Origin of the sequence: Streptomyces sp. NPDC006296 (genome assembly GCF_040613235.1) — a bacterium.
GTDB lineage: Bacteria > Actinomycetota > Actinomycetes > Streptomycetales > Streptomycetaceae > Streptomyces.
Window position 1 is genome coordinate 1 of record NZ_JBEXRT010000060.1, and the last position, 14,885, is coordinate 14,885.

The 14,885-nt window shown below is 73.4% G+C and carries 9 protein-coding genes; 5 read left to right on the top strand and 4 right to left on the bottom strand.

The genetic code is table 11. The features are described from left to right. On the bottom strand, positions 1 to 1,019 hold a 1,019-nt coding region (locus tag ABZ172_RS28165; protein WP_356887836.1), incomplete at its 3' end, for a peptidase. A gap of 818 nt (positions 1,020 to 1,837) precedes the next feature. Between ABZ172_RS28165 and ABZ172_RS28170 the strand changes: the two genes are divergently transcribed. The 4 genes from ABZ172_RS28170 (at position 1,838) to ABZ172_RS28185 (ending at position 8,092) form a co-directional block, all read left to right on the top strand. Continuing rightward, complete coding sequence (locus ABZ172_RS28170) at positions 1,838 to 2,065, top strand: type A2 lantipeptide (RefSeq protein WP_356887838.1); 228 nt, start codon at positions 1,838 to 1,840, stop codon at positions 2,063 to 2,065. A gap of 96 nt (positions 2,066 to 2,161) precedes the next feature. Continuing rightward, positions 2,162 to 2,968 (top strand): HlyD family efflux transporter periplasmic adaptor subunit, encoded by an 807-nt coding sequence (locus ABZ172_RS28175; protein WP_356887840.1) that lies wholly within the window; start codon positions 2,162 to 2,164, stop codon positions 2,966 to 2,968. Further along, a complete protein-coding gene (locus tag ABZ172_RS28180) occupies positions 2,965 to 5,235 on the top strand; it encodes an NHLP family bacteriocin export ABC transporter peptidase/permease/ATPase subunit (RefSeq protein ID WP_356887842.1) in 2,271 nt (756 codons plus the stop codon). The genes ABZ172_RS28175 and ABZ172_RS28180 overlap by 4 nt, the downstream gene beginning before the upstream one ends. 1 nt (position 5,236) lies before the next feature. Continuing rightward, a complete protein-coding gene (locus ABZ172_RS28185; protein ID WP_356887844.1) occupies positions 5,237 to 8,092 on the top strand; it encodes an NHLP bacteriocin export ABC transporter permease/ATPase subunit in 2,856 nt (951 codons plus the stop codon). 42 nt (positions 8,093 to 8,134) lie between these two features. Here ABZ172_RS28185 and tkt read toward each other — a convergent pair whose 3' ends face one another. Then, complete coding sequence (gene tkt, locus ABZ172_RS28190) at positions 8,135 to 10,327, bottom strand: transketolase (RefSeq protein WP_356887846.1); 2,193 nt, start codon at positions 10,325 to 10,327, stop codon at positions 8,135 to 8,137. A 371-nt stretch (positions 10,328 to 10,698) separates the two neighbouring features. Here tkt and ABZ172_RS28195 point away from each other — a divergent pair, with 371 nt between their 5' ends. Beyond that, positions 10,699 to 12,456: a serine/threonine-protein kinase gene (locus ABZ172_RS28195; RefSeq protein ID WP_356887848.1), complete on the top strand. Its 1,758-nt coding sequence runs from the start codon at positions 10,699 to 10,701 to the stop codon at positions 12,454 to 12,456. Positions 12,457 to 12,987: 531 nt separating this feature from the next. Here ABZ172_RS28195 and ABZ172_RS28200 read toward each other — a convergent pair. Both ABZ172_RS28200 and ABZ172_RS28205 read right to left on the bottom strand, forming a co-directional pair. Continuing rightward, positions 12,988 to 13,119, bottom strand: coding sequence for a hypothetical protein (locus ABZ172_RS28200; protein WP_356887850.1), 132 nt, complete (start codon positions 13,117 to 13,119; stop codon positions 12,988 to 12,990). A 188-nt stretch (positions 13,120 to 13,307) separates the two neighbouring features. Continuing rightward, entirely contained in the window at positions 13,308 to 14,774 is a 1,467-nt protein-coding gene (locus tag ABZ172_RS28205; protein WP_356887852.1) for an L-fucose/L-arabinose isomerase family protein, read from the bottom strand. Positions 14,775 to 14,885 lie beyond the last annotated feature (111 nt).

The following is a 14,885-nucleotide window of genomic DNA, read 5'->3' on the forward strand; positions in this document are numbered from 1 at the left end:
CGGTGGCACCGGTGCTCCTGGAGGGGGACGTCCGCGCCTGGCTGGTCCTCGGCTACCGCGAGAGCCGGCGGGTGCTGGACAACCCCCTCCAGTTCCGGGTCGAAGGGCCGGGGCTTCCCCTCGAAGGTGACCTTCCCGGTCGCGCCCTCGACCGCCTTGTCGATCCGCAGGACGAACGGGTAGCTCTCGCCGCCCTTCTCGTTCACCCAGGACTGCGAGGTACCGCAGGTGTAGTGGGTCGGGGTGACCGGGTCGCAGTAGCCGTGCGCCTTGACGACCGAGGTGCCCGGCGGGATCCGGACGTCGACGGTCGCGACGCTCTGCCCCAGGTCGCGGTAGACCCAGGCCGGGCCCTCGTTGGCGAACTTCACCGTGGCGGTGACCTGGTCGCCGACCTTGCCCCGGAGTTCGGCGCCGGTCAGTGCGAAGTCGGCCGTGTTGTCGGCGGCGACCTCGGTGGAGACACGGGTCTTGTCGTGGCTCGCCCGGTCGGCGTCGGTCGCCGGGGCCTTCTCGACCAGCTTCAGCGGGGCGCCCGTACCCGGCTCGCCGTCGGACGGGCCGGTGTCCACGTCGTCGACGGTCACGGAGACCTCGTCGCGCAGCGCGCTGTCCCGGGCCTCCAGTCCGAGCGGCTGCTCCGGCACGTAGAGGACGCCGGGCTTCAGCGGCTGCTCGACGGCGCACACCGCGACCTGCTTCTCCGGCTCCTCGTCGGCGGAGGGCTGCGTCGAGTAGGTGCAGTTCGAGTAGGTCTCCGCCGTGCCCAGTCCCCGGGTCATCCGATAGGTCACCCATACCTTCTCGACGTCCTCGGTGCCCTTGTTCAGCAGCGAGAACGGCACATCGACGCCCTGACCGGGCTGCGCCCCGGTGATCGGCGCCAACGGGCCCAGCCCGAGGTCGGGTTCCGCGGCGGAGGCGACGGCGGGCAGCGACGCGAACCCGGTCAGCGCGGCCGCTGCGAGTACTCCGGCCGTGGTGCGCGAAAGGCGGCGGCGTGCATGAGCGTCTGTCATCGAAGTTCCCTCACGGTGGCGTGCAGTTGAGGAAAGGCCGTCCTCGGCACGGCGCTTTCTGCCCTGGCAGACGGGTTCGGCCGTGGATCGGTTGCACGCGCACACGAACCGGATCCGGACCGCGCTCCCGGGACGGTGCCGAGAACACCTCTCCCGGCACCGGTCCGCGGAGGCCGGACGACGGTGCGGGCCCCAAACCGCGCGGCGCGCACGCCCCGGGCCCGGCGGCGCCGGTCGGCGTGCCGGCGAAGCCGGAGCCCGCCGAGGCCCCGGGCACAGCGTCTCCACATATCCGGAGGGTGCGTGACGCGACGGGCACGGGACGGCGGAAAGCACTCCATATATGCGCCGCCCATGCACCGGAACGGCCCTTGCGAAGCAGAGATGCACTCAGCTTTCACCCGGGCGTGAATACCGATACCTTCCGATCCGCTCTGCCCCTCGCCGTCCTCGGGGCCCCGAATTCGTTACTGCCGGAATCGGGGGAACCTGCACACGGCGTGCGCACAGCGATCACGCGATCCGACACAGAAGCGCAGGTCCGGATGGGTCACGGGGTCGATTCGGGCAGGACCGCCCCACTTGGGAGCCGCGCGGCGGCGGCGACACGGAATTTCTCCGGTGAAAGTCGTGAAGGATCTGCCGCCAGAAAATAACCACTTCTGCACGTCCACCGATTTCGGCGGCCGACAACGCCGTGTCCGCCGCACTCCGATTGGCCGCACGCGGCGCCGACATGCTTTGATCCTTGGCCATACGGAGACCGCGTTACGGGTTTCCGTGGAAAAGCGATCACCAGACGAAGGGCAGCGCTCATCATGAACCACACCCCTCAGGTCCAGACCGCCGAGATCTCCGACAGCGACCTCGACAACGTCTCGGGCGGCCTCGTGGGCGGCCTCGTGGGCAACGTCACGGGCACCGTCGACGGCATCGTCCCGGTCTCCGGCGTCGTCGGTTCGGTCACCGGTGTCGTCGAGGGTGCAACCGGCGTGAACACGGGCGCGGTCACCGGTCTGGCCTCCGGCCTGACCTCCGGTCTCTGAGACACGGCAGTACCCCGCCGAGCCCCGGAACCGTCGGTTCCGGGGCTCGGCGCCGATCGTCCACAGGCCGATCGCCGACAGTGAGGGAAGCGTTCCGTGCAGTTCCGCCAGCAGGCCCTTTCCAAGCTGCAGTCGCCCGAGCAGCTGGACCTTCCGGTGCGGTTCGCCCGCCCACAGGGCCTGCTCGTCCTGGGCGTCACCGTCCTGGTGATGGCCGCGGCCTGCTTCTGGGCGGTCACCGGATCGGTCGCCACCACCCTCGACGCGCCCGGCGTCCTCACGCACGCGCGCGGCAGTTACGTCCTGCAGAGCCCGGTCGCCGGACAGGTCACCGAGGTGCTCGCCGAGGAGGGCGAGACCGTGCCCCGCGACTCCCCCCTGCTGAAGGTCCGCACGGACCGGGGTGAGCGGGTCGTCCGTACGATCGACGCCGGCCGGCTCACCTCGGTGGCGGCCACGATCGGCGCGGTGGTCACCACCGGCACGGACGTGGCGAGTGTCGAGCGGATCGACGGCGCCGACGATCCGCTGGTCGTCCTGCTGTACGTGTCCGGCGGCGCCGCGGCCTCGGTCCCGGTGGGCGCCTCCGTCGATCTGACCGTCCAGTCCGTGCCCGCCCAGCAGTACGGAGTGCTGCGCGGCACGGTGGCCGCGGTCGGCAGGACGGCGCAGACGAAGCAGCAGATCACCCGCTTCCTGGGCGACGCGCAGCTCGGGGAGCAGTTCTCGCGGCACGGGCGGCCGTTGGCCGTCCTGGTGAAGCTGGAGCGCTCGGACTCCGCGAAGTCCGGCTACCGGTGGTCCTCGGCCGACGGTCCTCCGTACGCGATCGGCTCCATGAGCCTGGCCACCGGCTCCGTCCGCCTCGCCGACCAGCGCCCGATCGATTGGCTTCTCCCGTGACCGCACCGCACCCCTCCCCCACCGCCCGCGATCTGCCGCCCCAGGGCCGCCGGAGGCACCGGCCGGAGGGGGGCTCCGGCCGGAGACGCGCGGGACCCGCGCCGAGGCCGGGTCGGGCGAAGACGGTGCGCACCCCCACCGTGCTGCAGATGGAGGCCCTGGAGTGCGGGGCCGCGTCCCTGGCGATGGTGCTCGCGCACTACGGCCGCCATGTGCCGCTGGAGGAGCTGCGGATCGCCTGCGGCGTCTCGCGCGACGGCTCGCGCGCCAGCAACGTGCTGAAGGCCGCGCGCAGTTACGGTCTCCAGGCCAAGGGCATGCAGATGGAGCCGGCGGCGCTCGCCGAGGTCCCCGCCCCCGCGATCCTGTTCTGGGAGTTCAACCACTACGTCGTCTACGACGGCCCGGGACGCCGTCTCGGCCGGCGGGGCGTGCATGTCAACGACCCCGACAAGGGGCGGCGGTTCGTCCCGGCGGAGGACTTCGACACCAGCTTCACCGGTGTCGTCCTGGTCCTGGAACCCGGCGAGGGCTTCCGGCGCGGCGGGCGGAAGCCGGGGGTGCTGGCTGCTCTGCCGGCCCGGCTGCGCGGCACCACCGGGACGATGCTGGTGGCCCTGCTCGCGAGCCTGCTGCTGGTGGCCGTCGGGGCCGCGCTGCCGGCCCTGAGCCGTACCTATATCGACATGTTCATGATTGGGGAGCAGAGTTCGCTGCTGGGCGTGCTGTTCGCCGCGATGGGCACCATGGTCGCCCTCACCGCGGTACTGACCTGGCTCCAGCAGGCGAACCTGCTGCGCGGGCGGATCATCGCGTCCACGCTGGGCAGCGCCCGTTTCTTCCGGCATCTGCTCCGGCTGCCGGTGACCTTCTTCTCGCAGCGCAGTCCGGCGGACCTGGTCCAGCGCCTGCAGTCCAACGACGCGGTGGCGGAGACCCTGGCACGGGACCTGACCGCGGCCGGCGTCGACGGTGTCGTCGTCCTGCTCTACGCGCTCCTGCTGTGGACGTACGACCCGCAACTGACGGTCGTCGGGGTGGGCATCGCCCTGCTCAACGTGGTCGCCATGCGCATCGTCGTGCGGCTGCGGGCCACCGGGACGCAGAAGCTGCGGGCCGACAGCGCCCGGCTGACGAACACCTCGTACACCGGGCTCCAGCTGATCGAGACGATGAAGGCCACGGGCGGGGAGAACGGGTACTTCCGCCGGTGGGCCGGACAGCACGCGACCACGCTGGAGGAACAGCAGCGCCTCGGGGTGCCGAGCGCCTGGCTGGGTGTCGTCGCCCCCGCCCTGGCGACGCTCAACAGTGCGCTGATCCTGTGGATCGGGGGGCTGCGGGCCGTCGAGGGGCATCTCTCCATCGGTCTGCTCGTCGCCTTCCAGGCCCTGGTGACCCGCTTCACGGCGCCGGTCACCCGGCTCAACGGGGTGGCGGGCCGGGTGCAGGACTTCGCGGCCGACGTGGCACGGCTCAAGGACGTGGAGAACTTCCCGGTCGACCCGCTGTACTCCCGTCGTGAGCCGGCGGCGAGCACCCGCAGGCTCAAGGGCCATGTGACGCTGGAGGACGTCACCTTCGGCTACAGCCCGCTCGACAAGCCGCTGCTGAACGGTTTCTCGCTGTCCGTGGGTCCGGGGCGGCAGGTGGCGCTCGTCGGAGGGTCGGGCAGCGGCAAGTCGACGGTCTCCCGGCTCATCTCGGGGCTCTACAGCCCGTGGGAGGGCACGATCCGGATCGACGGGCAGCGCCTGGAGGACATCCCCCGGGGCGCCCTGGCCGCGTCGGTGTCCTTCGTCGACCAGGACGTCTTCCTCTTCGAGGGGACGGTCCGGGACAACGTCGCGCTGTGGGACCCCTCGGTCCCGGACGAGGCGGTGACCGAGGCCCTGCGGGACGCCGCCCTGTACGACGTCGTCGCCCGCCGCCCCGCGGGCATCCACAGCCGGGTCGAGCAGGACGGCCGGAACTTCTCCGGCGGCCAGCGCCAGCGCCTGGAGATCGCCCGGGCACTCGTGCGCCGCCCCAGCATCCTGGTCCTGGACGAGGTGACCAGCGCCCTGGACGCCGAGACGGAACGGATCATCATCGACAACCTCCGGCGGCGCGGCTGCGCCTGCGTCGTGATCGCGCACCGGCTGAGCACCGTGCGCGACAGCGACGAGATCGTGGTCCTGGACCACGGGACCGTAGTGGAACGCGGCCGGCACGAGCACCTGGTGGCCGCCGGCGGCCCCTACGCCGATCTGGTCAGGGAGCACTGACATGGCATCCGTCCATCCGCTCGCGGGCACGGAGGCGCCGGGGCAGGACCCCGTCATCGGCGCCCTGGGAACCCTCGGCGAGCCGGTCGACCGCACCGGGCTGCGGAGCCTGTCGCTGGAGGGGCCCCAGGTGCTCTGGCTCGTGGTGGGCGGCGCCCTGGACCTGTTCGCGGTCGACGCGGTGGAGGAGGGCCACTGGCACTTCCTCGGCCGCCTCGAACCGGGGACCCTGGTGCTGGGTCCGGTCGCGGGCCCGCGGCACACCCTCGTCGGGCGGCCGCTCCAGGAGTGCGCGCTGCGCCGTATCCCGCTGCGCGAGCTGTACCGCCCGGAGGACGGCCAGGGGGCGTACGAGAGCCCGTACCGCAGCCACTACGACACCGGGGACACCACGCTCAGCCTGCTGGAGCACGCCTTCTCGCTGGGGATCGGCCGCAGTCAGCGGGTGCTGTTCGAGGCGCCGCTGGACGCGCGGACCACCGTCGACGCCCCGGTGGGCGACGACGACGTGCTGTGGCTGCCGGTGTCGCCGGGCAGCGTGCAGTACGGCGCCGCGTTCAGCGCGGAGGCCAGCGGTGACCTGCTCGTCGATCCGGCGATGTGGCAGGGGATGGTCAACCAGCAGTACCGGCTGCTGTCGGCGCTGGACCGCTGGATCGAGCAGCTGGAACGCGCCCACGAGGACCGGACCGCGGCCGGGATGAAGGCGGGCGAAGCCGTCCGCGAGGAGGCGGACCGGGCGCTGCTGACGTCGATCGGCCGGTCCGGGCGGGGCGGGGCGTCCGCCGCGGGGGCGTCGGACGACGCGGTGTACGCGGCCTGCCGGCTGGTGGCGCGGGATTCCGGGATCGTCCTCGCGGAACCCGCGGCGGGCGGCGCGGTGAGCGAGCGGATCGACCCGGTCGAACGGGTGGCGGTCGCCTCGCGCGTCCGCACCCGGGCGGTGCGGCTGGACGGGCGCTGGTGGCGGGAGAACGCGGGTCCGCTGGTGGGCGCCCGGGCCGCGTCCGGGGCGCCGGTCGCCCTGTTGTGGCGGCGTGGCCGCTACGAGGCGGTGAACCCGCTGACCGGCCGGCGCACCCGTGTCGACGACTCCTGCGCCGAGGACTTCGACGAGCGTGCCGTGATGTTCTACCGGCCGCTCCCGGAGAAGCCGCTGAGCAGGCGGCGGCTGCTGCGCTTCGGTCTGTTCGGCACCCGGGGCGACCTGCGGAACCTGGTGCTGGCCGGACTCGTGACGGTCGCGCTGGGCGCACTGGTGCCGATCGCCACCGGCAAGGTCCTCGGCGTGTACGTGCCCACCGCGCAGAACACGCTCATCGTGCAGGTGTCGCTGGCCGTCATCGTCTCCGGTGTCGTCTCGGCGGCGTTCATGCTGCTGCAGAACCTCACGATCCTGCGGATGGAGGGGCGGATCGAGAGCACGCTCCAGCCCGCGGTCTGGGACCGGCTGCTGCGGCTGCCCACCAAGTTCTTCACCTCACGCTCCACCGGGGAGCTGGCGAGTGCGGCGATGGGGGTGAGCGCGATCCGCCGGGTGCTGTCGGGCACCGGCCCCGTGGTGGTGCAGGCGGGCACGCTCGGGGTGATGAATCTGGGGCTGCTGCTCTGGTTCAGCGTCCCGCTGGCGCTGGCCGCCGTCGCGATGCTGCTGGTGATCGCCGCGGTGTTCCTGGCCATGGGCCTGTGGGAGCTGCGCTGGCAGCGCCGTCTGGTCGAGCTCGGGAACAAGCTGAACAACCAGGCGTTCCAGACGCTGCGCGGGCTGCCCAAGCTGCGGGTCGCCGCGGCGGAGAGCTTCGCGTACGGGGCGTGGGCCGCGGAGTTCGCCCGCAGCAGGGAACTGCAGAAGCGGGCGGGCCGGATCAAGAACATGACGACGGTCCTCAACGCCGTCTATCTGCCGCTGTGTTCGCTGGTCGTCTTCGTCCTGCTCGCCGGGCCTGCGCGGGGGTCCCTGACGGCCGGTGAGTTCCTCACCTTCAACACCTCCGTGACCATGCTGCTGACCGCGGTCACCCAGCTGACCGGGGCGTTCGTGTCCGCCGCCGCCGTGCTGCCGATGTTCGAGCAGATCAAGCCGGTCCTCGACGAGATGCCCGAGGTGCGCGGCACGAGCACCCAGCCGGGTGAGCTGTCGGGCGGGATCGAGGCCCGAGGGGTGTCGTTCCGCTACTCCGACGACGGCCCCGTCGTCCTCGACGCGGTGTCGCTGTCCGTGCGTCCGGGCGAGTTCGTCGCGATCGTGGGGCCCAGCGGGTGCGGGAAGTCGACCCTGCTGAGGCTGCTCATCGGCTTCGACCAGCCGGTGTCCGGCAGTGTGCTGTACGACGGTCAGGACCTGACGGCGCTCGACCCGGCCGCGGTGCGCCGCCAGTGCGGGGTCGTCCTGCAGAACGCCCAGCCGCTGTCCGGGTCGATCCTGGACTGCATCTGCGGTGCCGAGGTCTTCACCCAGGAGGAGGCCTGGGAGGCCGCCGCGATGGCGGGACTGGCCGAGGACATCAAGCGGATGCCGATGGGACTGCACACCATGATCGCGGGCGGCGGTTCGATCTCCGGGGGCCAGCGCCAGCGGCTGATGATCGCCCAGGCTCTCGTCCGGCGTCCGCGCATCCTGTTCTTCGACGAGGCCACCAGCGCCCTCGACAACGAGACCCAGCGCACGGTGATCGAGAGCACCCGGTCGCTGCGGGCCACCCGGGTGGTCATCGCGCACCGGCTGTCCACGGTCATGGACGCGGACCGTGTGATCGTCATGGCGGACGGCCGGGTCGTCCAGCAGGGCCCGCCGGCCGAACTCCTCGCGGACACGGGCGGTCAGCTCCACGCGCTGGTGCGGCGCCAGATGGGCTGAGGGCCGCCCCGTACGCTCCCGCCGGGGGTGACGGGCCGTCCCTCAGAGTGCGCCCCGGGGGTCCCGTCCGCCCGGCCGGGGCGCCTCCCGCGCGTCGCCGATGCTGGCGCGGGCCGCCGCGGCGACGGCCTCGGGCGTGATGCCGAACTCCTCGTACAGCCGCTCGTAGGCGGCGGACGCGCCGTAGTGCTCCAGGCCGACGATCCGGCCGGCGTCGCCCACCACCTCGCGCCAGCCCTGGCCGACGGCGGCCTCGACACTGACGCGGGCGCGCACCCCGGGCGGCAGCACCTCGTCCCGGTAGGACTCCGGCTGCTCGGCGAACCATTCCCGGCAGGGCATCGAGACCACCCGGACGGCGAGCCCCTCGCCGGTCAGCAGGATGCGGGCGGCAAGGGCGGTGTGGACCTCCGATCCCGTCGCCACGAGGATGACGTCGGGGGTGGCCGCGGCCGCCTCCACCAGGACGTAACCGCCGCGCGCCGCTCCTCCGGCCGGCGCGTGGACACCGTCGGTGCGGTCGAGGACGGGCAGGTTCTGCCGTGTCAGGACGAGACCGGCGGGGCGGTCGGTGTGCTCCAGGATCGTCCGCCAGCAGACGGTCGTCTCGTTGGCGTCGCCGGGGCGTACGACGTCGAGTCCGGGGATCGCGCGCAGCGCGGCGAGGTGCTCGACGGGCTGGTGGGTGGGGCCGTCCTCGCCCAGTCCGATCGAGTCGTGGGTCCACACGTAGGTGGCGGGGAGCCCCATCAGCGCGGCGAGGCGGACGGCGGGGCGCATGTAGTCGCTGAAGGTGAGGAAGGTGCCGCCGTAGGGGCGGGTCAGGCTCTGCAGGGCGATGCCGTTGAGCACGGCGCCCATGGCGTGCTCACGGATGCCGAAGTGCAGGGTGCGTCCGTGGGGGCCGCCCGCGAACTCGGCCGTCTGCCGGTCGGCCGGCACGAAGGAGGGTTCGCCGTCCATGGTGGTGTTGTTGCTGCCCGCGAGGTCCGCGGAGCCGCCCCACAGCTCGGGCAGGACCGGTGCGAGGGCGGTGAGGACCCGGCCGGACGCCTTGCGGGTGGCCATGCCCTTCGCGTCGGCCGGGAAGTCCGGCAGGGCGTCGGTCCAGCCGTCGGGCAGTTCCCGCTCGCGCAGCCGGTCCAGCAGCGCCGCCCGCTCCGGGTGGGCGGTCCGCCAGTCCTCGTAGGTCCGCTGCCAGCGCTTCCGGGCGTCCCCGCCGCGTTCGCCGACCGCCCGGGTGTGGGCGAGGACCTCGTCCTCGACGGGGAAGTACGTCTCGGGGTCGAAGCCGAGGAGCCGCTTGGTCCCGGCGACCTCCTCGTCGCCCAGGGCCGCGCCGTGCGCCTTGCCGGTGTTCCTCTTGGTCGGGGCCGGCCAGCCGATGACGGTACGCAGCATGATGAGCGAGGGCCGGGTCCGTTCCGCCTGCGCCGCCTCGATCGCGGCGAGCAGGGCGTCGACGTCCTCGACGTAGTCGCCGGTGCGGGTCCAGTCCACGGTCTGCACGTGCCATCCGTAGGCGGCGAAGCGGGCCGGGACGTCCTCGCTGAACGAGATGTCGGTGTCGTCCTCGATGGAGATGTGGTTGGAGTCGTAGAACACCACGAGGTCGCCCAGCTGCTGGTGGCCGGCCAGTGACGCCGCCTCGGACGCGACGCCCTCCATCATGTCGCCGTCGGAGGCCAGCACGTACACCCGGTGGTCGAAGGGGCTGGCGCCCGGCGCGGCGTCCGGGTCGAGCAGGCCGCGCTCCCGGCGGGCCGCCATCGCCATCCCGACGGAGGCGCCCATGCCCTGGCCCAGCGGGCCGGTGGTGATCTCGACGCCGCGGGTGTGCCGGTACTCCGGGTGGCCCGGGGTCGCGGATCCCCAGGTCCGCAGCGCCTTCAGGTCGTCCAGCTCCAGGCCGTAGCCGGCCAGGTAGAGCTGGATGTACAGGGTGAGGCTGCTGTGGCCGCAGGAGAGGACGAAGCGGTCCCTGCCCAGCCACCGCTCGTCGGCGGGGTCGTGCCGCATGACCTGCTGGAACAGCAGGTAGGCGAGCGGTGCCAGGCTCATCGCCGTACCGGGGTGGCCGTTGCCGGTCCGCTGGACCGCGTCGGCGGCGAGCACCCGCACGGTGTCCACCGCACGCAGGTCCACGTCGGTCCATCCCGCCCGCCGGGCCACCGGCCGGGCGAGCCCGGGGTCGCGGGACGCGGTGCTGCCGGAAGAGGATCGCTCGGGCGCCATGGTGTCGTCTCCCTCGGATGTCGCTTCTCGGTGCGACGGGGCCGGTCCGTGCGGCTCGCCACCCCTCGCATCCTCTGCTCCCCCGGCGCCCTCCGCACCCGGAGCCGGCCCGGCGGGTGCGGAGGACCCGCTCCCGGGCGCGGAGGCCGCCCGGGAACGGGGGCCGGGGACACCGGGGAACGGGGACACCAGGGGGCGGGGAACGGGGGCCGGGGGACGTCCGGCGCCGGGGCGGGGTGGTGCGTCGCCGGCCGGGCGGCGGGTGCCTCCTGCCGTGCGGAGCGGTTGGGTCGGCCGCCCACCGGGCGGGCCGGGCACCACATCGCGGGATGCGGGGACCGGCCGGGGGCTGATGTGGCAGAGTCGTGCCGGTGGACGAGCTGCGGCCTCACGATCCCTCGCGCATCGGCGCCTACCGACTGCTCGCCCGTCTCGGTGCCGGGGGCATGGGCCAGGTGTTCCTCGGCCGCTCCCCCGGTGGGCGGCTGGTGGCCGTGAAGGAGATCCGGGACGATCTCAGTGATCATCCGGAGGCGCTGGCCCGTTTCCGGCGGGAGGCCGCCACCGTGGAGGCCGTACGCAGCGCCTACACCGCGCAGTTGATCGAGGCGTCGCTCGACACCCCGCCGTACTGGCTCGTCACCGAGTACGTCGCGGGGCCCACGCTGCTCGCGGCGGTCCGGGCGGGAGGGCCGTTCCCGCCCGACAGCGCGCTGAAGTTGTTCGCCGCCCTGGCCGAGGGCCTGGCGGCGGTGCACGCGCACGGCGTCACCCACCGGGACCTGAAGCCGCAGAACGTGATCCTGTCGCCGCAGGGGCCGCAGCTGATCGACTTCGGCATCGCCCGGGGGATCGGGCAGACGGTGCTCACCGCGGCCGGGACGGCGCCGGGCACCCCCGGGTTCGCGGCACCCGAGGTGGTCCTGCGCAACGAGGCCGGCCCCGCCGCCGACGTGTTCGCGCTGGGTGCGACGCTCGCGTACACGGCGACGGGCAGGCCTCCCTTCGGGTCCGGGGAGCCGGCGACGGTGAGCTACCGGGCGGTGTACGAGGACATCGATCTGGACGGCGTCCACCCTCCGCTCGCCGCGCTGATCCGGGAGTGCGCCGCAAAGGATCCTGCGGACCGGCCGTCCCCGTCCGCCGTCGTCGCCCGGTGCGCGGTGGACTCCGCGCTGGCGACGGACGCGCACTACCTCGCACTGTCCCGGACCGGCGCGGCTGCGGCGCGGGACGAGGAGACCGCCCGGTCGCCCGTCGACGCGACGGGATGCGGGGAGGGGGAGCGCGAGGAGGCGGCCGGGGGCCTGCCTCCGGGCGCCGGGGCCGCGCACCGGGACGCCGGGGTGGCGCGCGACGGGGGGACCGTGTCCGCGGGCCCGGCCGGTTCCACCCCGTACGACGCCCCGGACCGCCCGGCGGGCGCGGCCCGTGCGGGGCGCCGGGGCGCGCTCGGGCTCGCCGTGGTGGCGGCGGCGCTGGCCTCGGCTGCGATGGCCTGGCTGCTCTCGGGTTCCCCGTCCGACCGGGACTCCGGGGCCGGGGGGACGGGCGGCGCGGAGGTCTCCGGACGCCCTGTCAGCTCCGCACCGGCCGCCGGGCCGCCCGACCACATCGTGGACGACGGGACGTCACGGGAACGCTGGGCCCTGGCCGACGACCCCGCTCAGGCCGCCCAGGGCATCGGCTCCTGCGCCCTCTCGGACCTGGACACGGCCGCGCTGCCGGTGGAGCTGCGGTCGTCCGTGTCGCACACCACCGGCTCGGACACCGCCTCGGTGGAGCTGCGGCCGAAGAACGCGGGCCGGGGAGACAGGCCGGAGCCGTACCACGTGGCCGTCGGCATCCGTCCGCCGCACGGCGTCGATCCCGCCACCGGGCGCCCCGGCCGCACCACGGGCGAGGGCGTCGGCTTCACCTCCGAGCCCGTCGATCTCTTCTCCCGGTGGTCCTCGGGCGGCACCCTCACCCTCCGGTACCCCCGGGACTTCCGCGCCCACCTCGGGGACCGGACCGTCGAGGCCGTCCCCGTGGGGAAGGACCGGGGTGACTGGACCGTGGTGCTGTACCACGTGGAAGGCGGCCCGGAGCGGATCACCCCCGTCCTGTGCACCGGCTTCCACGCCTGAGGGGGGCGGGCGGGGAGCCGGTCCTGGAGCACGTCACGGCGATGCGGGAGAAGCGCGCCGCGATGTGAAGGTGCGGACTCGATGCGCTCCGCGGTGAGCCGGAGCCGGGGCAGTACCTGCTCCCTGCACTCCTCGATCGTCCGCTGCCGCGGTGCAGGGCGACGTCGCGATCGACGCGACCGCCCGCCCCGCCCGGTCGCGTACCGGTGCAGGGGACGAGCCCGGCCGGATCCGGCCGGGCGGCGCTCCGGGGGCGGGCACGCGGGGCGGGTGTGCGGGGCTCGGTCTCGGTCTCGGGCGAACGCGGAGGCGGAGGCAGGGCTCGGGACGGGCGCGGGCGAACGCGGAGGCGGAGGAGGCAGGGCTCGGGGCGGCCCGGCAGGGAAGGTGGCCGCGGACCGGCGCGGCCCGACGCGGGCGGCGGACGAGCCCAGGGGGCGGCACGGGCGAACGCGCCCGGGCGCGGGCGAACGCGGGCGCGGGTTCCGGCAGGTGTCGCCGGGGCCCGCGCCCGCGCCGGTGGAGCGGGAGCTATCCCCTGCCGCGCCCCTGGTCCTGCAGCCGGCGGCCCTGGTCCCGGAGCCGGGGGTTCTGCAGGGCCTTGCCGTCCGCTTCCATGATCCGTCCGCGCAGCAGTTTGAGCGCGGAAGTCATCCTGCCCATGGAGGTCTCCTCGGTGTGTCGTGCGGGGTGGGTCGGAGCGCGGTGCCCGCTCGTGACGGGAGGGTCCGCCGACCGGTCCACGCCGTGCGTCCGGCGGGAGGGGCCGGGCCCTCGGCGGCTTCGACGAGCCGCGTCCGCCCCCACAATTTTTCCCGCCTCCCGGAGCGGGACGCAACTCCGTGCGGTGTTCACAGGTCGTTCGGCCCGTCGACCACCCGGAAGGGGACGCCGAGCAGATCGGCTGCCGCCTTGAAGTCCTTGGCACGGTGCCCGGTGCAGACCGTCCAGTGGTGGCCGACCCCGGTCGAGGACCAGGCGTCGGTCCACTCCCCCGGGTCGAATCCGAAGTCGACCCGGGAGGTGGTGTTCCCGATCTCCAGCAGGGGCCCGGGGACGACCTCGCCCTCGGAGACGATGAAGGCGAACGTGCCGTCCGCCTCCTGGCCCACGCCGAAGGTGGTGACCGGCCCGTGTCTCACGTCGAACTCCACGCTCACCCCCCAGCCGCGCTTGCCGTGGTAGACGCCGAGTCCGCGCAGCAGCGGGTCCGCGGACGAGATGGCGAGGTGAGCGGGTCCGTCGTGCCCCATCTCCACCACGCCGTCACGGAAGTTGAGGGCCTGGAGCTCGGTGAACGATCCGCCCGCGCCCAGGGTGTCGGCGATCAGCATGGCCAGGCTGGTGCGGAGTTCGTACTCCCCGGCGACCGGGACCCCGCGTGCGGTCAGCAGGGAGGCGCCGAGGATCATGCCCGCGCCGAGCCGCTCGTGGATCTCACCGTCCAGGCCGCGGTGGTAGTAGGCGAGGCTGTCGAGCTCGAAGTCCTCGACGAGGCGGTCGAGACCCACCGAGACCCGGGCCGCCCAGTCGAGGTCCTCCGCCTTCACCGAACCGTCGAGGGTGAAGACCTCACGGGTCAGCGCGACGCGTCCCGCGGCCTGCTCGTCGGTGACCTCGGCGACCCTGACCCGCAGGTCGTCGAATTCGAGCACCTCGACGTGTCCCCCGAACCGGCTCGACACCAGGGTCATGTCCGTGGAGACGTCCAGCATGCCGGGGTAGAGGTGTCCCATGAGGCCGTGGCGTCCGTGGCGCATCACGGCGCGCACCCCGGCCGCCGCGATCCACCTGCCGATCCGGGCCCAGGCGTTGTCGTCACGCAGGTGCCCCGAGACCGAGCGGAAGGGGATCCCGCTGCGCCGGAAGACGTTGGCGACCTCGGGCAGCGGGCACTGCCCGCAGTAGGCGAGCCATCTGCCGGTGTCGGTGTCCGGGTGGTCCATCGCCTCCGTGGGCTGGAGGTCGACGACCAGGACGGGCGCGTGGGCGCGCTGGGCGACCGGCAGCACCATCGACGCGGTCAGGTAGGTCGTCAGGAAGGTGACGATGATGTCGCAGTCGGCCCTGCGCAGGTGTTCGGCGGCCTTGGACGCCTCCTGAGGGTCGGAGACGAAGCCGGCGTCGACCACCTCGCAGCCCATCGTCTCGAACCGCCGGGTGACGAAGAGCGCGGACTCCCGCAGCTGGTCGAGGAGTCCGGGGAACTGCGGCCAGTACGCGCCGAGCCCGCCGGACACGAGTCCCACGCGGGTGCGGCGCCGCCTCACCGGGGTGAGCGGCCCGTCGAGTGCGGCGGCGGAGGCGTCGTCCGTCATCAGGCATCCCTTCCTGGGTGTTCCCCCGCCGCGATGTCTCCTCGCCGCAGAGTTCCCCGCTGCGCTGTCTTCTCGGCTGCGTCGCCCTCGCGCCGCGATGTTTTCTCGCTG

What these genes read in the sequence shown, in the direction of transcription:
- ABZ172_RS28170 (WP_356887838.1), top strand. Translation starts at nt 1,838, where the DNA reads ATGAACCACACCCCTCAGGTCCAGACCGCCGAGATCTCCGACAGCGAC.
- ABZ172_RS28185 (WP_356887844.1), top strand. Translation starts at nt 5,237, where the DNA reads ATGGCATCCGTCCATCCGCTCGCGGGCACGGAGGCGCCGGGGCAGGAC.
- tkt (WP_356887846.1), bottom strand. Translation starts at nt 10,327, where the DNA reads ATGGCGCCCGAGCGATCCTCTTCCGGCAGCACCGCGTCCCGCGACCCC.
- ABZ172_RS28200 (WP_356887850.1), bottom strand. Translation starts at nt 13,119, where the DNA reads ATGGGCAGGATGACTTCCGCGCTCAAACTGCTGCGCGGACGGATCATG.
- ABZ172_RS28205 (WP_356887852.1), bottom strand. Translation starts at nt 14,774, where the DNA reads ATGACGGACGACGCCTCCGCCGCCGCACTCGACGGGCCGCTCACCCCG.